General features: G+C 41.6%; 23 protein-coding genes, 1 pseudogene and 1 riboswitch. Of the genes and pseudogenes, 12 read left to right on the top strand and 12 right to left on the bottom strand.

The genetic code is table 11. The annotated features are described in order from the left end of the window. Window positions 1-201 precede the first annotated feature (201 nt). The 3 genes from AF333_RS26580 to AF333_RS36390 are packed head-to-tail and all read left to right on the top strand — an operon-like array spanning window position 202 to window position 784. The gene (locus AF333_RS26580) at window positions 202-411 is read left to right on the top strand and encodes a hypothetical protein (RefSeq protein ID WP_043065328.1); all 210 of its coding nucleotides are present in this window, start codon (window positions 202-204) and stop codon (window positions 409-411) included. Beyond that, on the top strand, window positions 412-609 hold the full coding sequence (locus tag AF333_RS26575) for a YwbE family protein (RefSeq protein WP_043065327.1): 198 nt from the start codon (window positions 412-414) through the stop codon (window positions 607-609). A gap of 25 nt (window positions 610-634) precedes the next feature. Further along, entirely contained in the window at window positions 635-784 is a 150-nt protein-coding gene (locus tag AF333_RS36390) for a hypothetical protein (RefSeq protein ID WP_235497036.1), read from the top strand. 161 nt (window positions 785-945) lie between these two features. On the opposite strand, the gene AF333_RS26570 is transcribed toward AF333_RS36390, so the two are convergent. Next, the gene (locus tag AF333_RS26570; RefSeq protein ID WP_043065326.1) at window positions 946-1,608 is read right to left on the bottom strand and encodes a class I SAM-dependent methyltransferase; all 663 of its coding nucleotides are present in this window, start codon (window positions 1,606-1,608) and stop codon (window positions 946-948) included. A gap of 532 nt (window positions 1,609-2,140) precedes the next feature. On the opposite strand from AF333_RS26570, the gene AF333_RS26565 reads away from it, so the two are divergent. Then, entirely contained in the window at window positions 2,141-4,999 is a 2,859-nt protein-coding gene (locus AF333_RS26565; protein WP_043065325.1) for a 2-oxoglutarate dehydrogenase E1 component, read from the top strand. After that, window positions 4,992-6,305 carry a 2-oxoglutarate dehydrogenase complex dihydrolipoyllysine-residue succinyltransferase gene (gene odhB / locus AF333_RS26560; RefSeq protein ID WP_043065324.1) on the top strand — a complete coding sequence of 438 codons (1,314 nt, stop codon included), beginning with the start codon at window positions 4,992-4,994 and terminating at the stop codon, window positions 6,303-6,305. Before AF333_RS26565 ends, odhB begins: the two co-directional genes overlap by 8 nt. Window positions 6,306-6,447: 142 nt before the next feature. Here odhB and AF333_RS26555 read toward each other — a convergent pair whose 3' ends face one another. Together AF333_RS26555 and cidR are read right to left on the bottom strand one after the other, a co-directional pair. Further along, a complete protein-coding gene (locus AF333_RS26555) occupies window positions 6,448-8,187 on the bottom strand; it encodes a protein kinase domain-containing protein (protein WP_043065323.1) in 1,740 nt (579 codons plus the stop codon). A gap of 256 nt (window positions 8,188-8,443) precedes the next feature. Continuing rightward, a complete protein-coding gene (gene cidR / locus AF333_RS26550) occupies window positions 8,444-9,340 on the bottom strand; it encodes a cidABC operon transcriptional activator CidR (protein WP_043065322.1) in 897 nt (298 codons plus the stop codon). A gap of 111 nt (window positions 9,341-9,451) precedes the next feature. On the opposite strand from cidR, the gene AF333_RS26545 reads away from it, so the two are divergent. Both AF333_RS26545 and AF333_RS26540 read left to right on the top strand, forming a co-directional pair. Further along, the gene (locus AF333_RS26545) at window positions 9,452-9,823 is read left to right on the top strand and encodes a CidA/LrgA family protein (protein ID WP_043065321.1); all 372 of its coding nucleotides are present in this window, start codon (window positions 9,452-9,454) and stop codon (window positions 9,821-9,823) included. After that, window positions 9,823-10,500, top strand: coding sequence for a CidB/LrgB family autolysis modulator (locus AF333_RS26540; protein WP_043065377.1), 678 nt, complete (start codon window positions 9,823-9,825; stop codon window positions 10,498-10,500). The genes AF333_RS26545 and AF333_RS26540 overlap by 1 nt, the downstream gene beginning before the upstream one ends. A gap of 137 nt (window positions 10,501-10,637) precedes the next feature. Here the strand turns inward: AF333_RS26540 and AF333_RS26535 are convergent, their stop codons facing one another. Together AF333_RS26535 and AF333_RS26530 are read right to left on the bottom strand one after the other, a co-directional pair. Then, complete coding sequence (locus AF333_RS26535; protein WP_043065320.1) at window positions 10,638-12,290, bottom strand: hypothetical protein; 1,653 nt, start codon at window positions 12,288-12,290, stop codon at window positions 10,638-10,640. A gap of 1 nt (window position 12,291) precedes the next feature. Then, entirely contained in the window at window positions 12,292-13,083 is a 792-nt protein-coding gene (locus AF333_RS26530) for an ABC transporter ATP-binding protein (RefSeq protein WP_043065319.1), read from the bottom strand. Window positions 13,084-13,254: 171 nt separating this feature from the next. Between AF333_RS26530 and AF333_RS26525 the strand changes: the two genes are divergently transcribed. Then, entirely contained in the window at window positions 13,255-13,965 is a 711-nt protein-coding gene (locus AF333_RS26525) for a hypothetical protein (RefSeq protein ID WP_043065318.1), read from the top strand. A 73-nt stretch (window positions 13,966-14,038) separates the two neighbouring features. Here the strand turns inward: AF333_RS26525 and AF333_RS26520 are convergent, their stop codons facing one another. The 5 genes from AF333_RS26520 to AF333_RS26500 all read right to left on the bottom strand — a co-directional run bounded on the left by AF333_RS26520 (window position 14,039) and on the right by AF333_RS26500 (window position 19,497). After that, complete coding sequence (locus AF333_RS26520) at window positions 14,039-14,893, bottom strand: transporter substrate-binding domain-containing protein (RefSeq protein WP_043065317.1); 855 nt, start codon at window positions 14,891-14,893, stop codon at window positions 14,039-14,041. Window positions 14,894-14,941: 48 nt separating this feature from the next. Then, a complete protein-coding gene (locus tag AF333_RS26515) occupies window positions 14,942-16,909 on the bottom strand; it encodes a methyl-accepting chemotaxis protein (RefSeq protein WP_043065316.1) in 1,968 nt (655 codons plus the stop codon). 87 nt (window positions 16,910-16,996) lie between these two features. Further along, window positions 16,997-17,086, bottom strand: a riboswitch (cyclic di-GMP riboswitch). Window positions 17,087-17,296: 210 nt separating this feature from the next. Beyond that, window positions 17,297-17,752, bottom strand: coding sequence for a hypothetical protein (locus tag AF333_RS26510; RefSeq protein WP_043065315.1), 456 nt, complete (start codon window positions 17,750-17,752; stop codon window positions 17,297-17,299). Continuing rightward, the gene (locus AF333_RS26505) at window positions 17,752-19,137 is read right to left on the bottom strand and encodes an SMI1/KNR4 family protein (RefSeq protein ID WP_074715243.1); all 1,386 of its coding nucleotides are present in this window, start codon (window positions 19,135-19,137) and stop codon (window positions 17,752-17,754) included. Before AF333_RS26505 ends, AF333_RS26510 begins: the two co-directional genes overlap by 1 nt. Before the next feature lie 105 nt (window positions 19,138-19,242). Beyond that, complete coding sequence (locus AF333_RS26500) at window positions 19,243-19,497, bottom strand: ATP-binding protein (protein WP_043065313.1); 255 nt, start codon at window positions 19,495-19,497, stop codon at window positions 19,243-19,245. Window positions 19,498-19,532: 35 nt separating this feature from the next. Here AF333_RS26500 and AF333_RS26495 point away from each other — a divergent pair. The 3 genes and pseudogenes from AF333_RS26495 to AF333_RS26485 form a co-directional block, all read left to right on the top strand. Then, window positions 19,533-19,820 (top strand): annotated as a pseudogene (locus AF333_RS26495) (DUF418 domain-containing protein); the annotation flags it as partial. A 240-nt stretch (window positions 19,821-20,060) separates the two neighbouring features. Further along, window positions 20,061-20,996 carry an aldo/keto reductase gene (locus AF333_RS26490; RefSeq protein ID WP_043065311.1) on the top strand — a complete coding sequence of 312 codons (936 nt, stop codon included), beginning with the start codon at window positions 20,061-20,063 and terminating at the stop codon, window positions 20,994-20,996. 429 nt (window positions 20,997-21,425) lie between these two features. Further along, on the top strand, window positions 21,426-22,736 hold the full coding sequence (locus AF333_RS26485; RefSeq protein ID WP_074715249.1) for an MFS transporter: 1,311 nt from the start codon (window positions 21,426-21,428) through the stop codon (window positions 22,734-22,736). A gap of 269 nt (window positions 22,737-23,005) precedes the next feature. On the opposite strand, the gene AF333_RS26480 is transcribed toward AF333_RS26485, so the two are convergent. After that, window positions 23,006-23,284 (bottom strand): hypothetical protein, encoded by a 279-nt coding sequence (locus tag AF333_RS26480; protein ID WP_043065309.1) that lies wholly within the window; start codon window positions 23,282-23,284, stop codon window positions 23,006-23,008. Between the two features lie 567 nt (window positions 23,285-23,851). Then, window positions 23,852-24,244, bottom strand: coding sequence for a sensor histidine kinase (locus tag AF333_RS26470; protein WP_053432785.1), 393 nt, complete (start codon window positions 24,242-24,244; stop codon window positions 23,852-23,854). Between the two features lie 169 nt (window positions 24,245-24,413). Between AF333_RS26470 and AF333_RS36385 the strand changes: the two genes are divergently transcribed. Further along, the coding region (locus AF333_RS36385) for a hypothetical protein (RefSeq protein ID WP_235497035.1) at window positions 24,414-24,624 on the top strand (211 nt) is incomplete at its 3' end.

Here is a 24,624-nt window from a genome sequence, read left to right as displayed (position 1 = left end):
TTACTTATGTTTAGCAGTACGAGGGATGAACACGAGCAAAAAAGAAGAGGTTGGATATGCTCTACGCCTCGGCAGAAAAAAGTCAGTATTATTCTTAGAGCCGATGTTTTTTGGGCATCCACTATACTATAATAGCGGTTATAACTGAAGATACTCTTTAGAGTCAGTTTAAAATTTGTTCATCAAAGGAGATTTATAAATATGTCTAATTCTACAAACAATGACAAAGATAATATACCTTCCGAAAAGAAAAAAATCAGTCTACAGGAAGCGATAAAGCAAAAGCTCGCCAGCAAAAAACAGGAGCAATCAAGTGGAAAGTCGTCTATGCACGCCGCAAAAACGACACAGAAAATGAAAAGCCAGCAAACAAAAAAACCGAACAATCAGCGAAAAAGAACAGGTGTATAAATGAGCGGTCAACATCGTGCGAACATTACTCCGGGCCTTCAGGTGGACATCGTGTTAAAGAAAGACCAGCGAACCGGGATAACAACAAGAGGAATTGTCAAGGACATCCTGACTAATTCAAGCTTTCATCCTCATGGTATTAAAGTACGTCTTACAGATGGACAAGTAGGCAGAGTAAAAGAAATTATCAAGGAATAGCCCCGTTAATCTATATGCATCTGACTTGATAAATGAACAGACTCTTGTGGTGAGAAGCAAGAAAAGCCAGCCTTTTTTTGCCGGGGCGCAGGGCGAATCCAACCTCTTCTTTCTCCAATTCTCCCACCTCAAACCACCTGAACCTTTGTTGCTACGTCAAGTGAATTCTATATAACTATAGCCATATGTCATTCCTTATAAGAGCTTGTTCAAAAAGGAGGACAAACAGAGCCGTGAAGCTCAAGGCACGGTAGACCCGAGCAGCGGAGGGGCAACGCAACGCAGAAATTCACAGTTCTGTTTCCCGGACTTTTTGAACATCCTCTATAAGCACTATCATCTCCTGGTCTCGTTAAAGCCGAAGGAACAATATCTTTTTTCATCAATGTACCTTACATGCATCCGTAATTCCTTTGCAATATACGCCATCGTTTTCGGAGTGTAGAAAGAAATATGTGTCTTATCCCTCCGATAATACCAGGTACAGAACTTTTCGTCGTCCCTTGGATGGAAGAGCGTCATAATAGCGAGGAGCCCATCTTCTTTAAGTAATTCCTTGAACAATCTGAAATACTCCATCGGTTCCTTCAGATGCTCTACAACTTCCGTAGAAGTAATCAAATCATACTTCTTTCCTTCATACACTTTCATGGGAGAATAATACAGATCATAAATATCCGTATGATAACCGTACTCTTCTGATAATATCCTGGCAAAAACCGGCTCAGGACCGCTTCCGAAATCCAGAGCCGTATGTCTCCCACATACAAAGTTCTTAATGCTCTGGTCGTAAAAACTTCTGAACATATTCACATATCCTTCATTATCATACGAGTTGTTATGCAGGTCATATTCTGTCTTTTCATCTTCTGGAGATACGATAGCAGCTTCATCTTTGGATATAAATTCACATGTCTCACAATAGTAATAATGGACATTGAATTGCTTATCGAGGAATTCTCTCGTATTTGAGCTGCAGATTTTACACTTTTGATTCATTTCATGCCACCTTTTCACATGTTCTTGAGGCGTTCGATTCGACTTTCAATCGGGGAATGGGTGGCGAAAAGGCTTCCTCTCTGCTTCCAAGCCCGATAAAACAGGTGCGAAATATACATCGAAGTCGTCGCTTCCTTTACCCAGTTTCGGAGTTTCATCAGTCCGTTATATGACCCGATAGCGTAAAAAATAATGAAACTAACAATAACTGCAATAATAATTGTAGAGGCCCAAAGGTGTTGATTATCCAGTACAATCCAGAGTGGATAGCCACCACACCATTCTTCTTCCTTCCAATATATTGATAATCAACAGGTGTGACATGTGGTAAAGCTAAATACTTCATGATACGTATTCCGGCATGTTGTATACAAATTATACACTACCATAAAAAGGAAGATAAATATGATGAATCGCCCTACTGTCACATAAAGATGTATAGAAAATGTTTTTATAAGGGATGCTTGAGGAAAAAGTCATCATAGAGACTCTTTCTCCTCTTAATCTTTATCAATGCTGGAGGTGTTACAACTTGGCTCACAATCAAATCGGAAGCAACACACCATGGCAGAATTTCGACGGTCCGAATTTGGGCTATGTACATCAATTATACGCACAGTATCTTCAAGATCCAGAAGCCATCGCACAAGATATGAGGGAACTGTTCGATGAATGGGGAGCACCACCGTTATACGATGGCGAAGAAAACTATCCTACAGCAATACAGCAAAACACCAATACTGTGGATATGCTTGGGAAGGTCGTTGCCGCATCCAAATTAGCGGACGATATTCGCATTAACGGACATCTGTATGCAAAGATTAACTCTTTTACAAATGAAGAAGCCGATGTACAACCGCTTGATCTTCCCGCTTATGGTCTTAGTGAAGAAGACTTGCAAGCCATCCCAGCACGAGTCGTCTGGCCCGAGGCACCGGCCCGTCTTCAAACGGGGTGGGATGTAATTACACATCTTCGCGAAGTGTACATAAGCTCAATGGCTTATCAGTTCATGCATGTAAACAACCTCGAGGAGCGAAATTGGCTCAATCGAATGGTAGAAACAGAAGAAATTAAACAAACACTTGGCAATGATGATCAGATCGCTATTTTACGGAAGTTAACGGAGGTCGAGGAATTCGAACAATTTCTGCATCGTACATTTGTAGGCCAGAAACGTTTTTCCATCGAAGGTCTGGAAATGCTCGTCCCCATGGTTGACGAAATGATTCGCCAAAGCGCACGAGACGGGGTTAGCCATGTGCTGATTGGCATGGCACACCGTGGGCGTCTAAGCATCCTGGCCCATATTTTGGGCAAACCGTACGAGAAGATTTTTTCTGAGTTTCACCATTCGCCCAATAAGGATTTGATCCCATCTGAAGGGTCCACGGGTATGAACTACGGCTGGACAGGAGACGTCAAATATCACCTGGGCGCCGATCGGGAAATGACAGGAGAAGATTCGGCTCGCCTGAGGTTAACGCTGGCCCATAACCCGAGCCATCTTGAATTCGTCAATCCGGTCGTAGAAGGCTACACACGGGCGGCTCAGGAAGACAGGCAGGTAGCTGGCCCACCTAAACTCGATTTCACCAAAGCGTATACGATTTCCATTCATGGTGACGCAGCCTTCCCCGGTGAGGGAGTCGTTGCGGAAACGCTCAATTTGAGCCGGTTAAGGGGATACCGTACAGGCGGTACTATTCATATTATCGCTAACAACCAGATCGGTTTCACAACAGGAAGCGAAGATTCACGATCGACTCGTTATGCGAGCGACCTGGCAAAAGGATATGAAATCCCGATCGTTCATGTCAATGCCGACGATCCGATGGCTTGCCTACAGGCCATCCACCTAGCTTATGAATATCGGAAGACCTTCAAAAAAGACTTTTTGATTGATTTAATCGGTTATCGGCGTTACGGGCACAATGAAATGGATGATCCGACAACCACCCAGCCTCTCTTATATGCCAAAGTAGCTGAACATCCTCGAGTTCCGGCATTGTACGCAAATATGCTGCAGCAGAACGGGATTATCGATGAGAAAGCTGCGAACGAAATGAGGCAAGTAGTTCAGGAACGGTTAAAAAAGGCCTACGAAAAAATGAAAAATCTGGAAAAAGAACCAGAAACACCTTCACCAGTAAAGCAAAACAAAGACGAGACAAATATGGACACACGTGTACCGGCTGCCACGCTTGCTGAAATAAATAAAGAGCTCCTTGACTGGCCGGAAGGATTCTCCGTTTATCCTAAATTAGAGAAAATCCTGAAACGCAGGGAAGAAGCTCTTGAGAGTAGTATTGATTGGGCATTCGCTGAAACACTCGCTTTCGCTACAATTCTGACAGACGGTACTCCGATTCGCGTTACCGGCCAGGATACGGAGCGGGGAACATTTGCTCAACGCAATCTTGTTTTGCATGATTACAAGACCGGGAAGGGATATATTCCACTACAGCATCTTTCAGGGGCTCGGGCCTCGTTTGCCGTGTACAACAGCCCTCTGTCGGAAGCGGGCGTTCTGGGCTTCGAATATGGATACGATGTGCTGGCAAAGAAGACCTTAGTGATATGGGAAGCGCAGTTCGGTGATTTTGCCAATGCGGCGCAGGTTATTATCGATACATTCATCGCCTCAGGCCGAGCCAAGTGGGGGCAAGTCTCAAACCTGGTGCTGCTTCTGCCGCACGGTTATGAAGGACAGGGGCCGGAGCATTCCAGCGCCCGCCTCGAACGCTTCCTGCAACTCTCAGCAGAGAATAACTGGACGGTCGCTAATCTGACAAGCGCAGCCCAATACTTCCATCTCTTGCGCTGCCAGGCGGCAAGACTCGGAACAGAGAACGCACGTCCGTTGGTCCTTATGACGCCGAAGAGCTTGCTGCGTAATCCTCGTGCTGCTTCACGTTTAAAAGAATTAAGTGAAGGCGCCTTTAGACCTTTATTGGAGCAACCTGGTCTGGAAGAACATGCAAAAACAGCTGAGCGCCTTATTCTGTGCTCAGGAAAGGTCGCCATCGACCTGGAAGCGGAATGGGAATCATTACAGCTTGCTGATCGAAGAATTCATATCGTACGTGTCGAACAGCTCTACCCATTCCCGGAAAAAGAATTGAAGAAACTACTGGAGCAATGCAAACAACTAAAAGAAGTCATCTGGGTGCAAGAAGAGCCTAAGAACATGGGCGCTTGGTCGTATATGGAACCACGGCTAAAAACATTAACTCAAGTACCTGTCCGCTATATCGGGCGTCCTCATCGCTCCAGCCCGGCTGAAGGATTGCCGGATTTCCATAAGATAGAACAACAGCGTATTGTGAAGCAAGCATTGCTTATTACAGAACCAAAGACTGTCAAGGCAGGAGGTCATACTCATGAGTGAAGTAAAAGTACCGGAATTGGCAGAATCAATAACAGAAGCAACCATTGTAAAATGGCTAAAATCAGAAGGCGATTCGGTAACCCAGGGCGAAGTACTGGCTGAACTGGAGACAGATAAGGTCAACATGGAGCTTAACGCAGAACAAGATGGAACACTGACAAAAATCATGCGTGAGCCAGGAGATACGGTTCAGGTGGGAGATGTTGTTGCTATGATTGAAGAAGGGGTCGCTCCAGCCCAAGGACAAAGCGCTCCTTCTAAGGCCGAAGCGCAAGCAACGGAAAAAGAAATAGCCCAACCTAAAGAAGAAAAGGGGGAACCTGCTCCCGCTTCCAATGACGTCCAAAGAGAAAAAAGCTTTAGCTCCCGGGCAGCTACACCTGCTGCACGGAGGCTGGCGAGAACACAAAACGTTGACTTGCACAACGTGAGAAGCCAGGACCCGCTCGGAAGGGTTACCGCAGAAGATGTAAAGGCAAATAGCGCGGCGCAGCCGGAATCACGAAAAGCGGCTGAAGCACCAGCCAAAGCTAACCCTGTAGAGAAAAAAGTGAGTACTAGTGCAAAACCAGTCACTCTCGCTGGTACGTCAATCGGCACTGAGAAGCCTGTAGAACGCATTCCTATGTCGCGACGCCGGCAGACCATTGCCGAAAGATTGGTCCATGCCCAGCATAGCGCAGCGATGCTGACAACATTCAACGAAGTGGATATGACTGCCATTCTTGATGTGCGCAAGCGTCGTCAGGAAAAGTTCGTCGAACAGCACAATATAAAGCTTGGCTTTATGTCTTTCTTTACAAAAGCAGTTGTAGGCGCCCTGAAAGCCTTCCCTCTGCTTAACGCAGAAATTCAAGACAAAGAAATCCTACTCAAAAAATATTATGATATCGGGATTGCTGTTGCTGCTGAAGGCGGGCTGGTTGTTCCTGTCGTCCGGGATGCGGATCGGCTCAGCTTTGCTGAATTGGAAACGGAGATTGCCAATCTAGCCAAAAAAGCCAGAGATAACAAGCTTGGCTTAGCCGACCTACAGGGCGGCACATTCTCTATTACTAATGGCGGGATTTTCGGTTCCCTTTTATCCACACCGATTCTGAATGCTCCTCAAGTTGGCATTCTCGGTATGCATAAGATACAGCTGCGGCCAGTCGCGATTGATAAAGAGCGATCGGAGAACCGACCTATGATGTACATCGCCCTGTCTTATGACCATCGGATTGTTGATGGCAAAGAAGCAGTAAGCTTTTTAACAAGAGTAAAGGAATTGCTGGAAGACCCGGAAACCTTGCTGCTGGAAGGTTGATGGTGAAGAGGGGATTTGCGGGAAGTGGATACACTCCCTACAAATCCCTATTTTTGACGGATAAGAAAGCATAGTCGCCTGCGAGATTTTCTTATTACCAGCTAAGTTCGGCTCCAGATGCTCCTGTCCGGTCAAAACAAAGTTATATATCTTCTAATAGACCAAGCGCGGCCGCTTTGGTCACCGCCTGAATCCGGCGGTTAACCTTCAGCTTGGCATAAATATGCTTAATATGAACATGGACCGTACCAGTCGCTATGAATAAGCGAGCTGCAATTTCCTTATTTGATAAGCCTGCTGCCATCAGACGGACTATTTCCAATTCGCGCTCTGTCAGAAGATTGGCCGAAGGCGAAAGTATATACTCGCTACCCTTCAGCCTCCTTGCTCCTTTTAAAGAAGACCGCTGCTTTTTAACATAGAATGCCTGGGAAGCGAGCATATGCAGAACCTCATGAGAATCAAAGGCAAAAGCACCTCGTGTAAGATTGTTCTCCAAATAGAGAATACCTGCTAGCCGACCTTGAATATAAATGGGCAATCCAAGGAGCGATTTAGGTCGGCATCGGACCACATAGGAAGCATTCACGAATCTTCCTTTCCTATATGCATCGTTAATAATAATAAGCTCTCTTGTCGCTGCAACGCAGCGCACAAACTCATGGAATACACCATCGTATTCATCAAGGGGAATGGTATCCAGAATAGCAGCTCCCCCTCCCGCCTCTACAACAGCTTCTATATATAACGCTTCTTCTGTAATCCCGATTAAGCAGCCTCGTTGGGCCCCCGCGTCTTCCAATATAATATTCATTAACGTATGCATAAGCCGCTCAGGGTCCTTCTCTTCTGAAAAAGCCTTTGACGCTTTCATAAGCGCAGCCAAATCAAGCATTTGGGCGTATCCAGAGCGAGTTATCGGAACATTGGTCTTCGACTCTGTTACACTTGCCTGCTCCTTAGTCAGATGAAGACGGGAATCCAAACGCTGTACATGTCTGTCTCCGAGAGATAGCTCATAGTGGAAAACTGCCTCTTTCGATTCACAACTCTCCCCTGTTTCTAACTGATACAGGCATTCCTCCAAATCCTGTATTAGCTTGCTTGGATTCTGATAGCGTTCCTCCACCGTTTTGGCGAGCAACTTCAAGAGGATACGGGATATGGACTCCGGTATAGGAGTCGTTTCCCTTACCAAAGGTAGTGGCTTTATAGCGAGATGAGCATGGGCCCATTCAAGCGGATCATTAGCATGAAACGGCTTTCTGCCACTCAGTAATTCATATAAAGCAACCCCTAAAGAATATAAGTCAGACCTCACATCAATCGTATCGTTTATCCGTCCAATGCGTTCCGGCGACATATAAGGCGGGCTTCCTTCTAATAACGGAGTGTTGCGAATGTGCTGGCCTCCGTCTTCTGAACGGATTGCATAACCAAAGCCAGTAACATAAATGCCTGTAGAGACAGGCTCTATCACGATCGTATCAGGGCTTATGTTCATATGCAGTATATTATGCTGATTCAATTTATCCATAACACAGGAAATCCGGATGGCAAGTTGAACAAAATCCCGAAACGAAACACGATAAGAACGGAAATAGTGCCGCAACGTTACTCCTTTAATTGACTGCAAAATGATTATCATTGAATTGCCCTGCTTCAAGAGTGAGAGCGGCTTTACGATTTCCGGAATATCCAAACTGCTCGCTATCTCAAACTCATGCATTAATTTAGCATTCTCAATAATCGTCCTCGGACCCTCTTTTACCATTTTCACTATTACTTTGCGCTTGGTTTGCGTACAGGAAGCATAGGCAACGACAATATGTTGGTCTTCAAGAATGACTTCGTGAATTTCATACCCAGGTACTGTAATCATAACGCCATCCCCTATAAATGATGGTAAATATCATACCTGTTGATTATCCATAGAGTAGAAGAAAGAAAATACACGCGTCGGCGTGTTCCCCCGTCTTTTTCTCACAAAGAAGGGACACGGCCGCTTTGTGGCGCCAAGGCCGGACCGACGCCCGTTTGGGGCATGGTGTGATGACTATATTATATCAAAAGCAATCTTTTAAAATATCAAAAAAGCAGGAACTACTTTCCTTCCTACCGTTAAAATGAGGATTATCTCACATCAATCTTTTTTTGAGGAAAAGATCCTGTGTAAATCGAATCCATTCTCTGGCAGCAAACGAAAGATAGCGATCCTTGCGCCAAATCATGACGAGATGCCATGGAATAACCGGATCGATGAGTGGCAGCACCCGAATCCGATCCGTATCAAGCTCCCGGCAAATCGGCTCCGGAAGAAAAGCAACACCAAGATTAGCTGCTACCATCTCACTGATAAAATCCCATTGTGAGCTCTCATATATAACATGCGGCTGAAATCCTGCCTGCACACACTCTGCAATAATCCGGTCATGAAGCGCGAAGTCTTCGCGGAAAAATACGAATGCTTCCTGCGCCAGCTCAGGCAGCGATACGGCTTCTCTGTTCGCCAATGGATGGGATGGATGGACAAGCAGTCTCAGTTTCTCTTTAACAAGGGAAAATGAATGAAAAATTTCCCCGTTCGTCGGCGATAATACAACCCCGATATCTAGCATGCCATTTTCCACATCCATGCCCACTTTTTTTGCCCCGTCTTCCACAAGCTGAAGCATAATCTCAGGGTATTGCTCACGAAATTTTCCAATTACTTTCGGAAAGAAGCTAGAACCGATCATAGGAGGAAGACCTATGCGAATGAAGCCTTTTTTTAGTTTCCGCAGATCATCCAGCTCAGACGACAAATTTTGAAATGAATTCACAATATCCTGTGCCTGAATGAGGATGGCCTGACCGGCATCCGTCAACTCCACCTGTTTACCTGAACGGTTGAACAGCACGACACCAAGTTCTTCCTCAATATTTTTAATCATTTTACTAATGGTTGGCTGCGTGATGTACAGGTCTTGTGCAGCTTTTGTGAAATTTTTATAATGGGCCACCTTCAAGAAATATTGCAAATGCCGTACGTCCATCTTCTATCTCCTTCGCTCATCATAGATAAAATGAATGGTATGTATTCTATATATGCATTTTACCTATGAGAATGGATATTGTACACTTTTCACTGAAAGGAGCGAACGGAATTGGTAACAATAATGAAAGGGATAGGGCAAATCATCCTTCTCTGCGTCTTTTCCCTTATTATGAACAAGTTGGTAGAGGTCTTACACTGGAAGATCCCCGGCAGCATTTTAGGTATTATCGTTATTTTTATCCTGCTACAAACGAAAATCATCCGGCTGGAATGGATCGAGCTAGGCGCGAAGTGGCTGCTGGCGGAACTGTTGTTATTTTTTATCCCGTCTGCTGTCGGCATCATAAAATACCAGCATATTCTCGTGGATAATGGCGTGCGTGTTGTTTTTGTCATCATTCTCAGCACGGTCGCTGTCATGGCCTGTACCGGGCTACTGGCAAATAAAATCGCTAAACGAAAGGAGCAAAAAAGCTCATGATGCTCGCACTTTTTAGCCTTATACTCACGATCGGATTGTACTGGGGGGCAAAATGGTGCTATAAAACCAAACCGAAAGTATATTTATCCCCGTTGCTTACCACTCCTCTACTTATCGTCGCCTTCTTGCTCTGGACTCATATCTCGTATGAATCATACAATACAGGTGCACAGTGGTTAAGCAACATGCTTCAACCAGCTACTATCGCATTCGCAGTGCCGCTTTATAAATACTTCAACATATTGAAAAAGCACGCGACCGAAATTCTTGTCAGCGTGCTATCAGGCTCTGTTGTAGCCATTGTTTCATCGCTTTTCCTTGCCAGAGGGCTGAATCTGAATACACAAATCGTTGACAGCCTGATTCCCCGTTCTGTCACTACGCCGATTGCAATGGGCGTATCCGAAACGATCGGGGGGGTACCGGCCATCACAGCTGTGTTCGTCATTATGACCGGTCTGATGGGCGCTGTAATCGGACCTATTGTTATCCGGTTGCTTCGGATTGAGAACGAAATCGCCCGGGGGGTACTGCTCGGTACGAGCGCTCATGGGGCCGGTACGTCCAAAGCCTTTGAATTCAGTTCGATTGCGGGGACGATTTCCAGTCTGTCGATGATACTCGCAGCCCTCATTACGTTATGTGTGACACCTTGGCTCATGGCGCTTATGCTTTGAGCATTTTATTTGGGCTGTAGTAAGAAAAACGAGAGGTAGGTTGTTGGAAAAAGAAGCACTCGGCCACATGCGTCTACCCTCTTCTTTCTCCAGCTCTCCTACCCCTTATTACTAAGCATAAGACGAAATATCATGTGTTATTTATTCAGTTTATCCCACCCTATAGAAAGTCCTTTCTTCCATGCAACTACATTTAAGAGCAACACGATAGCCATGTATACATATACACCGTATCCCACCAAGGAACAGGCATAATGCACTCCCGCTAAGGCTCCAAGCATAAACATAAGCGGTATAATCATTAATCCTTCGCTTTGTTGAGCAGTTTCATATGCTTCCGAGAAAGGCAATGATCTGCCAAACATCCAAAAACAAATGACTATGAATAGCAACATCACCAGAAATACAACAAACAAATCGGGTATGATCCTTACTCCAAATATACTTAAGAATAGAACACTTTCAATCACATATACAGGCAACAAGAGCCGTACAATAAACGCCTTTAGTGCTCCTTTAAATATAGGCACCATATCCTTGAGCGGGGCAACTCTATAAATCCAGGCTCCCTTGTATTTCCCCGAGTACTTCAGCATCATCACAACAGAAGGGATTAGCAATGCACAGAAGTATATATTCAAATACAACCGACTGGAAGCGATACTCTCAAATCCATCATCACGCAAGCCGTTAAAAATAAATATAAAGGGAAAAATCAAAGCGAAGCCCAATGAAGGATATACTTTAAGCTTAAACTCTCTTTCATTTTTCATCATATCGAATGCGAACCGAAAGAAGGTTTTTTCCTCCCTGCCCGAACAAATGAGCTTCGCTACTCCGCCAAGGATGGTTCGCTTTCCTGTCTTGCCTTTCATACTATTGTTCGCCAGCTTTTGTAGATTTCTCTCAAAGGAAGGCATCAGCTTGATATACATCATTATCGACACAATAGGCACAAGTACAGCCAATATGGAAAAGGTGATGTAGTGGACATTATGATTGCCATGCAACAGCACTTCAAAAGGGGCTCCATACCATATCGGAACGATAAAATATTGCCACCATTTCGGAGTAAATGCGATAGTAAAATCCACAAAATTGAATAATCTGATCAGTAATTGATAGCCTACAGCAATGGTGATGGACAATCCGATTTGAACATAATTAATAATATCCTTAAGCTTCTCCCCGTCAAAAAACTTTAAAACAAACAAATACAATAGGGCAGTAATAACTACGATAAGTAAGTCCATTAAAATAAGCTCTAATAAAAACAAGAGAAAAAATGCGATTCCGTGCTTTATTAGCGCTGCCAGCAACGGTATTCCTGTAACAGAAATCGTGATGAAGAACATATAGATAAATATGTGGATCGTTTTTGCCATGCTTAGCGTTTTGCTGTGGACTGGTTTGGAGAATATGATATTCTTATCCCTAATATCTAGAAGTACAGAGGAAAAATCAGAAATCAGAGAAGATGTAATCATAAACATGAGGATGCCAAAAACTACGCCCATTTGGAAGATATAATTCTCTCCCATCAACACAAAGGGAAGCATAATAATTCCCAATAAACCGTATACCCATAACGACTTGATAAATTTATTTTCATCTTTATTTTTTGTTTCGTCTTTTTTCTTCGATGAATTGCTCATTATCGTAGGAACTCGTCTTCCGTCCATAATAAGCTTTACTTGCAGAATTTTTCTCATTACATCATAATCTACGCCAAACTTTCCGAAGATGCCCCTAAACTGATCGAGAATCTTTAATACCATAAAATCCTTCATCCTACTTCACCTCATGAACAATGGATACGAACTCTTCAGCGATGTCCCTATGTTCATTAAACCCTGTAAGCTGATTGAATATCTCCTCCAATGACCCTTCCTTGCACTTGTGTTTTAGTTCATCGAAGCTTCCGTCAGCCACCACTTGGCCCCCGTTCAACAATATGATTCGGTTGCTTATCTTTTCGACTACGTCCATAATGTGAGAGGAATAAAATATGGTTTTGCCTTGTGCGGCTAATTGCGCCAATATTTCCTTAACAACCATAACACTGTTCGCATCCAAGCCGCTTAAAGGCTCGTCTAAAAACAATATATCTGGATTGTGCAGCAGGCTTGAGATAATGAGCACCTTTTGTTTCATCCCTTTGGAGTAAGAGGTTATTCTTGTATCATATACTTCTTCTAACCCGAAGCTCTTCATTAGTTTCCTGGCTTTTTCATCAGCACTTTCATATGCTAATCCATATAATTCACCGATAAAAGTTAGATATTCCCTGGCGGTAAGGTTATCGTATATCTCAGCAATTTCAGGAACATACCCGATCCTTTTCTTGTACTCTATGTTTCCGTCAGCTATATCTCTTCCCAGAATTCTCACTTCTCCGGAATAGCCTTCTACAAGACCCAGCATGATTTTAACCGTCGTGCTCTTTCCGGCGCCATTAGGTCCTATATAACCGATGATTTGTCCTTTATATACATTCAGGTTTACACCATTTAATACGCTTTTCTCTCCAAAGCTCATTTTCAAATCCTGAATCGTTATGATAGGTTCCCCTGAAAACTCCATATCATCACTCCACCTTTTCTTTCTATATATAATAATCGTACTATAATTTTACTTTATTGTAACTTAAACCAAGAAAATGGTTCGTAGGATCTATAAACAAAAAAATAAAGCAAAATACAAGTGATTGATGAATATGCTATGACATAAAACACAAATAGGGGGAAAACCAATTTGTCAGATACTATAAATTTATATGAGAAGAAAATCCATTCTCAAAACGGAGAAGATGGAATCATTGAGGAATTATTTTCACGTATAGGTACGACGAACAAATTCTTTGTAGAATTTGGGGTGCAGGATGGATTAGAATGCAACAGCGCCTATCTTTCCTTATTTAAGAATTGGTCAGGGCTTATGATTGAGGGTAATGCAGCTAACTATGAAAAGTTACGTGCAAACTTTTTTGCCTATCCAGCCGTAAAAACTGCACATCAATTCATTACCAGAGATAATATTGTATCTATATTTAGAAGTATGCACGTTCCTGTTACGTTCGATTTATTATCGATTGATATAGATGGTAATGATTATTGGGTATGGGAAGCGTTGTCAGAATATAAACCAAGGGTTGTAGTCATTGAATATAACGCGTCTTTCCCTCCGCCGAAAAAAATGGTGGTACAATACAATCCAAATTTCGCCTGGGACGGTACATCTTATTATGGCGCTAGTCTAACATCATTATCAGGGCTCGGAAAAAAATTAGGGTATTCATTAATCGGAACCGATGCACGAGGAGTAAATTCGTTTTTTATCCGTAGTGATTTAATTACAGCTTCAAGATTTCCAGCATTGTCACCTGAACAGGCATATCATGCTCCATCCTATGGTCCATATAAAGGCGGTCATCCTTGGCGGGATGGACCTTATCTGGAAATTTAATATCGTTTCTTATCCATCAAAAAAGTTATCAGGGCTGACTCATAACCTTTTGAGTCAGCCCTGATAATAAGATTTATTTAATCCATTTATTATAAAGCTCGTCAAATTTACCTTGTAGCTTCATTTCATCCATCCACAGGTTCAAATAGCTAGCGAAAATAAAATCTCCGCGAGGAATCATGTAACCTTTTTCACTCTTAGTAAATGGATTGTCAGCCAAAGCAGCATACAAACGAGAATCCGCTTTTGCATAAATAAGCGCTTCAAGTGTATCGGTTATCATAACGTCATACGTACCGTTGGCCACAAGACCCGGGATATCCAAATTATTTTGCACAACAGTTACATTTGCATTTTTCAGATGCTCACGAACGAATTTTTCGTTGGTTCCTCCTGGATTGACCCCAATGCGCACATCTGGCTTATTGATATCTTCAATCGTTTTATATTTATCTTTATTCTCTGCTCGAATTAGCGGAGCCTTACCAAACTGAATGTATCCTTGGCTTAAATATGCTTTCTTCTGTCTATCCGTGTTACGGGTAACGCCTCCAACAGCAATATCGAATTTATTTGCCAGTAGATCATCCATCAATGTAGACCAGGACGTTTGTACAAAACGTGCTTCGACTCCTAAGCTTTTAGCAAATTCCTTCATAGCATCAATATCGTATCCTTCGTATTGTCCTGTTTTTGGATTCAAGTATGTAAAGGGCTTGTAATCTCCAGGAGTACCGATTAGAATGTATCCTCTCTCAATGATAGCATCAAGGCGAGATTCGTACTTGTCATTTTTCTGGACTTCCTGTTTTACAGTTTGTTCCGCTTTATTTTCAATTACATTTGCAGAAGCGGCAGCTGTAAAACTTGTCCCTAGCAGCGAAACAGCCATTGCACCGGCCATCAATAATTTTTGGTATTTTTTCATAATGTTTTCCCCCTATATAATAATATATTTTTTTACTCTCTTATTTTGTTAAAGCTTGAACTTTCCAAGCTTCTGTTGCAGCTCTTCAACAACCTCTTTTAACTGCTGAACCGAATTAGAAATAGTTTCGATTGCTACGTTTTGTTCTTCGGTAGCATTGGCCGCATTTTTTGTATCTTCAGACGCATGTTTGGCAATGTGGTTCATTTCCTCTACAGAAGCACTTACCTCTTGGGAACCTGCTGACATTTGCTCGTAAGCGGCTGATACTTCGAGAATATGATCTGCTACGTTGCGCGATGCGTTTAAGATGTTTGCAAATTTCATGCGTACTTCTTCGATGAGTTCGATGCCAGCCTGTACATCCCGGCTGCTTGAGTTGATCACATCTACAGCATTGAACGTATCCTGCTGGGTTTCGCTAATTAATTCTGCAATTTTTCCTGCTGACTCTTCGGATTGGTTTGCCAGCTTCTTTACTTCTCCGGCTACGACTGCAAAGCCACGACCGTGTTCACCCGCCCTTGCCGCTTCAATCGAGGCGTTTAATGCAAGCAGATTAATTTGAGAAGTTAGCCCTGTGATGGTATCCAAAATAGCTTCGATTTCTTTGGAACGGCCATTTAAACGTTCAATAGCAGATGCCGCCTTTGTCGTTCCTTCACCTATGCTATTCATTTGCTTCACGGCTTGCTCGACCACAGTCGTACCTTGTTCCGCTTGCTGGGTCGCCTCTTGAGCCGCTTCAGATACCTTAGAAGATGTCTCTGCCACCTTCACGATTCCGCTTGCCATATCGTTCATCGATATAGCTACCTCCTGTGAACTGGCAGCTTGCACCTTTGCACCTTCCGCAATCTGGCGGACAGAAGAGTTGATTTGGTGAACATTGTTCATTGCACTCTCAATACCTGCAGATACTTCACCGGTAACCCTTAGCACCTGGTCCGATGATACCGTGACACCCTGAATTAAATCCTTCAGGTGGGCTACTGTTTTGTTAAAATCATGGGAAAGCACTGCGATTTCATCTTTTCCGTGTACGGTTAACGTATTTGTTAAATCACCCTCGGCAACTTCCTTGACCGCTCGATTCAATCTTTGGATAGGTCGGACAAGCTGTACTGAAAGCAGATAAACTAAACCGATACTAATTATTAAAGCTAATGCAGAAATCACAATTAGATTTATAGAGAGCTTCGTAATTGGAGCGTATAGTTCTTTAGTCGGTGCAGTGATGTATACACCCCAGTTTTGTAAAGTAGAAGCATAAGAAGCGATATGTTCCACATTATCTTTATGATACTGGATTACCCCATGCTCTCCTTTTTGGATCTCGTTAAAAGCGGTTTGAATCTCTGGAATATTTGACTTGAGCACCGATTCCTTCAAAATAAGTTCCTTTTGCGGGTGCCAGATATAATTCCCTTTTTTACTAACCAAAAAAGCGTAGCCATGCTCGCCAAATTTCTCTTCAGCGACTGTTTTTTGAATTTCGTTAATCGGGATAGTTGATCCCATATAGCCATACTGTAGGTTGTTTCTCATCAACGGGACCATAATAGTAACGATGTTATTGCCTGTTCGTTTTGAAACAACCGGTTCAGATACAACAATCTTCCCTTTCCCTTCTCCAGCCTCCTGAAAATGAGAACGATCGGAAACATCTGTCTCTTCACCTTTGAAGTTAATAACTTTTTTTCCGCTCAAATCATAAGAGAAAAAAAACGTTTCAAACTCAGGATTTTGTTTCTGAGCTTGCTGAATTAATTTTAAGTCCTTTTCTTTTTCTCCAGAAATTAGTTTACCTATCGTTTCGATAATCGCGATTTTCTTTTGGAAAAACTGATCGATTTCCATCGATAGATTGTCCGCTCCCAGCTCGGCTTCTTTATTCAAACTAGTTTCCAGAAGCCGCGAAGAACTCCAATAGCTTGCTACAAAAACCGAGGCAAGACTCACAATCAGTAATATGCACATCACATACGTTAGTTTTTTCCTAAGACTACTAGTCATTGCGATAGAATCCTCCCCATTTTCAAAAATAAAGAGTTAGCTTCAAAAAAAAGAAGCCTGCCATCCGACAGCCTACCTCGCCTTCGGTTTGGCAACCCGGCTGTCATAGCTGCAGCATGCAGCTTTAGACCCGTGGCTTTGCGTCCTCGCCTTTCAACGAGTTTGCCTTTTTCTTAATAGTAACGATTTTCATGTGCTTAAAGTACTATAGCATACTTTCGAAACGATTGAATAGGACAAACGGATAAAACTATATTTTAGGAAAATTTAAAATATAAGAAGAAGCAACGTGATTATAGCCTTTCTTCACTTGCTACAACAAGCGAATCAGAAGTTTTATAACACAAAAAAAAGAACAGAATTCCATCTGGAAATCTGTTCTCCGTATTACTGCACATCCCATTCAGCCCGAATCCCTTTTTTTACGAAGTAGTTGAATGTATCTTCTATGTAATTCTTCCCGTTAACAATCCAATACTTCCCTTCTTCGGGAATTATATCCATAAAATCGAAAAACTTACCTTTCCAATTCCCATATACCATCCTCTCAAATGCCGTATACTCTGGATATAACGAAAATAAACACATCGTATCAAAATTAATATATACGGATGGATTGAATTTCAGGGTATCATCCGCACATCGATAGTGTTCTTTCAACATACATGTTCTCAAATATTCAACCGTTGTCTTGTGTTCTTCAATAAGATTACTCATTGCTACATAATCTAATTGGTCATATAAAACATCGTATAGGTCATCCTTATCGAGAATATACCATGTAAACTGATTATCTTTTACCACGCCAACGATAATATTCTCGGCGTAAACGATTTCCAGCATTATTCTATTTCCTTTAACATTCTATATGCACTGTCTTTGATTTCTTTATCAGGATGTTGTTTCGCCTTCTCTAAAATAGATTTCGCTTGCACACCAAATTCCTCTAGTCTATGCATCACATTACTTAATATATAGTGCTCATTTGTTTTATACTCATCCAGGATTTTTTCATAACAGGGTAAAAGAATGGGATTAGTAACATCTCTCAATGCTTGAATGGCCATACGCTTTACTGATACTTCATCGTCTTGTAAACATTGAATCAAATCCTGTAAATATTTTTCTTTCTCTTTGGATTTGCCTACTGTATGTATGGCACAGGTCCTGATCTCTTTATTTGGATGAGTAAAAAACGGGACATACAGCGAAGCATCTTCCTCACTGCTCTTCTCCAGTATATATGTGATAAATCTGAAATTCTCGGGATTTTTAGTAGTAGATAACACTGTTTTTATTGGCTTTACAAAGTCTTGTACATCTTCTTCAACATACCAATAAATATATTTCAACGCTTTCAATGTGTCGTCTTCATTATCGCTCTCCAGCCATTGTTGTAGGAATGATTTTGCTTTTGTGTAGCAGTTTTTTGTTAGCAGTTGCAGTGAAACACTTTTAATAGCATGTGAGGGATTGTGACACTGTTCCTCAAGAAAACGAATCGTTTCAGGCAGCAAATGAGGTAATTTATTCATTCCCCAAATCGCATTAACTTTGTACTCCTCATCATTACTGGTATGGAATTTATTCATAAGCTCTGCATCATCGCCGCCCATCAACATCCCAAACCAATCTATTTCATAGCCTTGGATAATTTCATCCAGCCAACGCTCATACCAATCTAAAAAGTTATTCTCATATGTAAAGAATGGTTTTTGTAAATCACCATCGATGTACACGACACGTCCTTTATATTCCCCGCTTACGACTAACATCATGTCATACGTACATCCCTGCGTTCCTATGCGAAGCATGCCTTGAAAAAGTGCATTATAATGCGAATCATATTGCTCGTCAGTAAGATTATCATCATCTTCAAAACTTGTTAGATGACCCCATTCTTCATTTGATAAATGAGGGTGCAACTTGCATGGCTTGGACAAATAACCATCATGGCTATCCGTAGCTACCTTGTATATACCATAATAAGGACCAGCCCCGCCGTTACCTATCTCTGTAATAAACAGCTTAAACGCTTCCGGAAGAGTTATGTTATTTCGATTTTCAAAGTCTCGAACCTCTTCACTTGATATAGGGATGTTCCATTCATATTTATGTTTTGTGGAGCCGAATACGTCAAAGCTGCTATCCTTCTCCTTAGCCAACAAAATCTTCTCTTTGATTCTATTCACTTGTTCATATAACGACATCCCGTACCCTATTTTCATCACATCCTATTAAAGTATACTATCGAGGTATTATACTTTATATTCCAATTTTCGAAAATACATGGATAACATACTGCTTATATCAGTTATCAAGCTTATATACATCTAAGGATGCATATACGGAAAAGTTAGTAAAAGCTTCGTTCCCCTGCCTATGCTTGTTTCCACTTTAATCTTTCCTTGGTGAACCTCGGCTATAGCCTTTGCAATGCTCATGCCCAGTCCCACACCTTCTGTTTTATCATCAGTATTTGTACCGCGATAATAACGTTCAAATAAGTTGTTCTTTGTCTCTTCATCCATCCCTTTGCCATTATCTTCAACAACGATAGCAGCATATCCTCTCTCTCTTTTTGTCATTACAATGATCTTCGTGCCGGGAGGGTTGTAACTATGTTGGAAAATTATCGATGTCCAATTATTTATTGCAAACGGTGATTTGCACTACCATTTTTTATGGGTACGGATTCGGCCTATTTGGAAAACTAGGCGTTCTGTCAGGAATTTTTCTGTCGATTGGGATATTTATGCTCCAAATTATTGGTAGCTACTGGTACTTGAAGCGGTTTAAATATGGTCCCGTAGAGAAGCTTTTGCGAATGTGGACGTACTTTTCTTTTTCAGGAACATCGACGAGGAAGAAGAGCTCTATCGATGAACCAGTAGTAACAACATATGGTTAATAGAATACGAATTATTTTGAGGACGTAAAAACTTATCCCGATCTAATAGGCAGTAAAATTGTACCTAAAGGCCCGATACGTGTACCTATCCATTAGTTAGAAATGAAATGTTAAGTAAAAAAGAGTAAACCCCTGGCCATGTATATAAAAGGTGCAGTTTCATCAATCCAATTTATTCTATTCTACTTTAAAGTTTTGTTATGATAGGAATAGGTTAAAAAAAGGAGATGACCAACATAAATGGCTGAACAAACGCGTATAGGAAAAACAGATTTATATGTAAATCCAATTGGTCTTGGAACAAATGCTGTTGGTGGACATAATATTTATCCGAACCTTAACGAAGAGACCGGGAAAGATGTTGTTCGGACTGCTTTAGACAATGGCATCAACTTTTTAGACACAGCTTTCATTTATGGTCCTGAGCGCTCAGAAGAATTAATCGGTGAAGTGTTGAAAGAAAGAGGCAGACGCGAGGATGTTGTAATTGCTACCAAGGGCGCCCATAAGTTTGTTGACGGCAAGATTGTACTCGATAATTCTCCCGCCTTTTTAAGGGAGTCAGTAGAAAGCAGTCTAAAACGCCTCCAAACCGACTATATCGATTTGTTTTATATTCATTTTCCGGATGAAAGCACACCGAAAGACGAAGCCGTTGGTGCATTAAAAGAACTAAAAGATGCAGGAAAAATAAAAGCTATTGGTGTATCTAACTTTTCTATTGAACAATTAAAAGAAGCAAACAAAGATGGTTATGTAGATGTACTGCAATCCGAATATAACTTGTTCAGGCGTGATGCAGAAAAGGACCTGTTACCATATACAACAGAAAATAACATTTCATTTATCCCTTATTTCCCGCTTGCAGCTGGTTTATTGGGTGGAAAATACAATAAAGATACAAAATTTGAGGACGGTCGTGCAAAAAATCCACTCTTTCAAGGTGAAGCCTTTGTTCGCAACCTGGAAAAGGTGGAGCAGGTACGTGAAATCGCCAATGCAAAAAACGCGGAAGTTGCACATGTAGTTCTCGCCTGGTATTTAACCAGGGATTCCATTGATGTGTTAATCCCTGGTGCTAAACAACCGGAACAAGTAAGAAAGAATCTAAAAACATTAGATGTAAAACTAACCAATGAGGAAATCGAAAAAATCGATCGTATTTTTCAGGTTTAGGAAATATTTGGATTTTATTATTTGAAAAAGGATAAGAGGGGTTCTCCCATCTCTTATCCTTTTTTCTTTATTCATTTGTATGACGAAAATGATTTGACAATAGGCCAAAAGAATGTTACAAATAAAACACATCTATTACAGTCCTTTAACCCAACCCCGTGAGGTTGAGAAGGAAGCCGGATTAAACGTACGAATCCTTTTTCTAGAGCTTGTTCAAAAAGGAGGGCAAACAGAGCCGTGAAGTTCAAGGCGCGGTAGACCCGAGCAGCGGAGGGGCAACGCAACACAGAAATTCGCAGTGCTGTTTCCCGGACTTTTTAAACATCCTCTTACAAGGATTATTATGTTTATTTAGCCTTCTTACCTACTAAGGTGAGAAGGCTTTTATTATTCTTCCATAGCGACTGTATGTAAATAGTAGGGGGAGTAATGATGAACGTGACAAGTGAAGTAGCAAGCGCGCAAGAAGTTATAGTTGAGTCCAAGTCAAAACGGTATAAAACGCTGTTCGGTTCTGTACTTGGCTATGCAGCAGAAGGATTGGATATGCTGTTATTATCCTTTGTGCTCGTGTTTATTTTAAAGGAATTTCACCTAACACCTGCACAGGGCGGGAATCTTACACTAGCTACAACCATCGGCATGCTAATAGGCTCTTATTTATTCGGGTTTCTGGCTGATTTATTCGGACGAATTCGAACCATGGCTGTATCGATTTTATTATTCTCCGTAGCAACTGCACTTATTTATTTCGCAACAGATTATTGGCAATTATTATTTCTTCGCTTTTTAGTAGGTATAGGTGTCGGCGGGGAATTTGGAATAGGGATGGCAATTGTAACGGAAACATGGTCAAAAGATATGCGTGCAAAAGCAACCTCCATTGTGGCATTAGGCTGGCAATTCGGGGTGCTGGTCGCATCGTTGCTACCGGTCCTCATCGTTCCATATTTCGGTTGGAGAGCCGTGTTCTTATTCGGATTAATCCCGGCACTATTAGCGGTATATGTTCGTAAAAGCTTAAGTGAACCAAAGCTGTGGGAAAAGAAGCAACAATTTAAAAAGCAATTACAGATGAAAGCCCTACAAGGTACATTAACAGCAGAAGAAGCAAAACAACTGGAAAACATGAAGAAATTCCCATTAAGTAAGTTGTTTGCGAATAAAAAAATAACGATTACAACAATCGGATTAATCGTCATGTCGTTTATTCAAAACTTCGGGTATTATGGGATTTTCACCTGGATGCCTACCGTTCTGGCCGATAAGTATGGTTATACATTAGCGAAAGCCAGTGGCTGGATGTTTATTTCCACGGTTGGAATGTTAATTGGAATTGCAGTATTTGGTTTCTTAGCTGATAAAATCGGACGTAGAAAAACATTTACGCTGTATTATATAGGCGGCACAGTGTACTGCTTGGTTTATTTCTTCTTACTCAAAGATGCCACATTATTATTATGGGGAAGCGCATTACTCGGCTTTTTTGCTAATGGTATGATGGGTGGATTCGGAGCTGTATTAGCGGAAAACTACCCGGCAGAAGCCCGTTCAACAGCTGAGAACTTTATCTTCGGCACGGGTCGTGGATTGGCGGGATTCGGTCCTGTAATTATTGGGATACTCGCCACGGGCGGAAGTCTTTTTGGAGCAATGTCATTAATTTTCCTCATTTATCCAATCGGTCTCATAACAATGTTGTTATGCGTACCAGAAACAAAAGGAAAAGTACTGGATTAATTTCAAAAAGGAAGTTCCTTCGTATAAGGAGCTTCCTTTTCTGTTATAATTACGGCAAAAAAGTCTACGGTTCTTAGTGGTATTGATAGAATTTAAAAAACGGTATTCATCTTGGCATTATGTTGCCGAGATGAATACCGCTCTCATTCGTAAAATTGGATTCATAGCCATCTCCAGACTTTCTCTTTCATTATAGCGAATTCAGAAGATCGCGATGCGGCCAGGTAAAAGGTTTAAAAAAGAAGGCGTTCTTTCCTGATACACCACTTTTAGCTTGTGTCCCGCTTCCACTTCTCTATATTGATGCAGAACCTACTGCCCGCTTTCAATGGTGTTCGACCTGACGCCTGTGATGCCTTGGTGCCATTCTCCATTCCCACCTTCAACCTCTCTTGATTTTCTTTAATAAAGAGGGCTTTCTCGTTTCTATTTCTGTAGAAGTGAAGCTGTTGTTCCTGACCATGCTTATCCGTTTCCTGCGGGTAGATTGACTGAAGCATCCCCTCCTTATAGTACATAAAAACGCCCATTTCAAGATTTGTATTCATTGCTTTTTCCTCCCCGTCGTTGATTTGTTAGTCACACTTACAACTAAATCAGCGGGCTTGTACGTGTATCTTACCTTCCTTTCCTTACGTGTAGGACGCCCTTTCAACAGTCGTTTCGCTGACTTTGTACGCTTCCGTAGCTTTTGCATTTGCACGAATAACGAGCTAAGAAAAAAATCTACATTTATCACGAATGTCACAGCAGCAAAGTTTCTGGACGCTACCTTTTGAAAATGTTTTATGGTTAAAGGCCATACCATGAATATCCTTGCAAGCATAAGTAAAAGTAATTCATTATATCTAATAAGGGATTTGTTTCGCAGACATTTACTTTTCATTGTAAGTACCATGAATATCACCTTCCTTGTCCCAAACTCTGTAGTTTTAGTATAAAACAAAGGCAAGAAAATTTGTGCATAAATAGTACGACAATTCACGCAATTTATTCAGGGAATCTTGTTGAATTACGCGATATTTGTAGATACGTTTTTTTAATCTCCCTTATGTAAGAAAATAAAAGAAAGGCGATTCCTCTCCATCACCTTCCACCTTGCTCGCGCGATTGATTCACTGTGACGTTTCTAAATGAGATTGAATTGGAATTGATATTGTAAAAATAGTTCCTTTCCCTTCTTCACTGTTAACAAAAATAGTCCCCTCGTGCATTTCAATAATCTTTTTTACGATGGATAAACCTAAACCACTTCCACCTTTTGAACGTTCCCTTGCTCTATCCGCCTTAAAAAATCGCTCAAATACACGTACTTGATCTTCTTTTGGGATACCAATACCTGTATCGGAAATTTTCACAATAGCTTTATGCTCAATCTGCTGTAGCTGGACACAGATCCTCCCTAAGCTTGGGGTAAATTTGATACTATTATGAATCAAATTCGTCCACACCTGGCTCATTAAATCCTCATCTCCGACAAAGGTAACCTTCTCAAGAGAAACATCCATTTCCAACTCTTTTTCAACCCATTGCGGTTCACATGCTAAAATAATGTTTCTTACTGGACTCTTGTAAAAAATTTGTCGAAAAATGAGCAATAAAAAAGGACATTCCGACCTTTTATAGAAGTTTGGGCTACCACACCTAAAACCACTCAAAAGGAGAATGTCCACTTTTATGGTAACTTTTCACTCTTCTATCGTCAAGTTTGTTTTTGCGCTGAATTTACTCTTATCGAAGCCACAACACCGACATTTGCTTGCTTTTCTTCATGGCATCATTCTTTGCGAGGGCCGAGTCAACATCAGCCAAATTCGACGATCATCCAACCATGATCGCGACCTTAGTTGTATGACTCGCTTTTCATTTTTTATGGGTACGGATTCGG

Source organism: Aneurinibacillus migulanus, assembly GCF_001274715.1.
Lineage (GTDB): Bacteria > Bacillota > Bacilli > Aneurinibacillales > Aneurinibacillaceae > Aneurinibacillus > Aneurinibacillus migulanus.
This window is presented reverse-complemented; position numbering and strand designations above follow the sequence as displayed.

Excerpts from the sequence above, each read along its gene's own strand:
- AF333_RS26530 (WP_043065319.1), bottom strand. The coding sequence starts at position 13,083 with ATGGAGTTTTCAGGGGAACCTATCATAACGATTCAGGATTTGAAAATG.
- AF333_RS26490 (WP_043065311.1), top strand. The coding sequence starts at position 20,061 with ATGGCTGAACAAACGCGTATAGGAAAAACAGATTTATATGTAAATCCA.
- AF333_RS26555 (WP_043065323.1), bottom strand. The coding sequence starts at position 8,187 with ATGATTACAGTACCTGGGTATGAAATTCACGAAGTCATTCTTGAAGAC.
- AF333_RS26580 (WP_043065328.1), top strand. The coding sequence starts at position 202 with ATGTCTAATTCTACAAACAATGACAAAGATAATATACCTTCCGAAAAG.
- odhB (WP_043065324.1), top strand. The coding sequence starts at position 4,992 with ATGAGTGAAGTAAAAGTACCGGAATTGGCAGAATCAATAACAGAAGCA.
- AF333_RS26575 (WP_043065327.1), top strand. The coding sequence starts at position 412 with ATGAGCGGTCAACATCGTGCGAACATTACTCCGGGCCTTCAGGTGGAC.
- AF333_RS26520 (WP_043065317.1), bottom strand. The coding sequence starts at position 14,893 with ATGAAAAAATACCAAAAATTATTGATGGCCGGTGCAATGGCTGTTTCG.
- cidR (WP_043065322.1), bottom strand. The coding sequence starts at position 9,340 with ATGGACGTACGGCATTTGCAATATTTCTTGAAGGTGGCCCATTATAAA.
- AF333_RS26470 (WP_053432785.1), bottom strand. The coding sequence starts at position 24,244 with ATGGATGTTTCTCTTGAGAAGGTTACCTTTGTCGGAGATGAGGATTTA.
- AF333_RS26535 (WP_043065320.1), bottom strand. The coding sequence starts at position 12,290 with ATGAAGGATTTTATGGTATTAAAGATTCTCGATCAGTTTAGGGGCATC.
- AF333_RS26540 (WP_043065377.1), top strand. The coding sequence starts at position 9,823 with ATGCTCGCACTTTTTAGCCTTATACTCACGATCGGATTGTACTGGGGG.
- AF333_RS26480 (WP_043065309.1), bottom strand. The coding sequence starts at position 23,284 with ATGAATACAAATCTTGAAATGGGCGTTTTTATGTACTATAAGGAGGGG.
- AF333_RS26485 (WP_074715249.1), top strand. The coding sequence starts at position 21,426 with ATGATGAACGTGACAAGTGAAGTAGCAAGCGCGCAAGAAGTTATAGTT.
- AF333_RS26505 (WP_074715243.1), bottom strand. The coding sequence starts at position 19,137 with ATGAAAATAGGGTACGGGATGTCGTTATATGAACAAGTGAATAGAATC.
- AF333_RS26570 (WP_043065326.1), bottom strand. The coding sequence starts at position 1,608 with ATGAATCAAAAGTGTAAAATCTGCAGCTCAAATACGAGAGAATTCCTC.
- AF333_RS26500 (WP_043065313.1), bottom strand. The coding sequence starts at position 19,497 with ATGACAAAAAGAGAGAGAGGATATGCTGCTATCGTTGTTGAAGATAAT.
- AF333_RS26515 (WP_043065316.1), bottom strand. The coding sequence starts at position 16,909 with ATGACTAGTAGTCTTAGGAAAAAACTAACGTATGTGATGTGCATATTA.
- AF333_RS26510 (WP_043065315.1), bottom strand. The coding sequence starts at position 17,752 with ATGCTGGAAATCGTTTACGCCGAGAATATTATCGTTGGCGTGGTAAAA.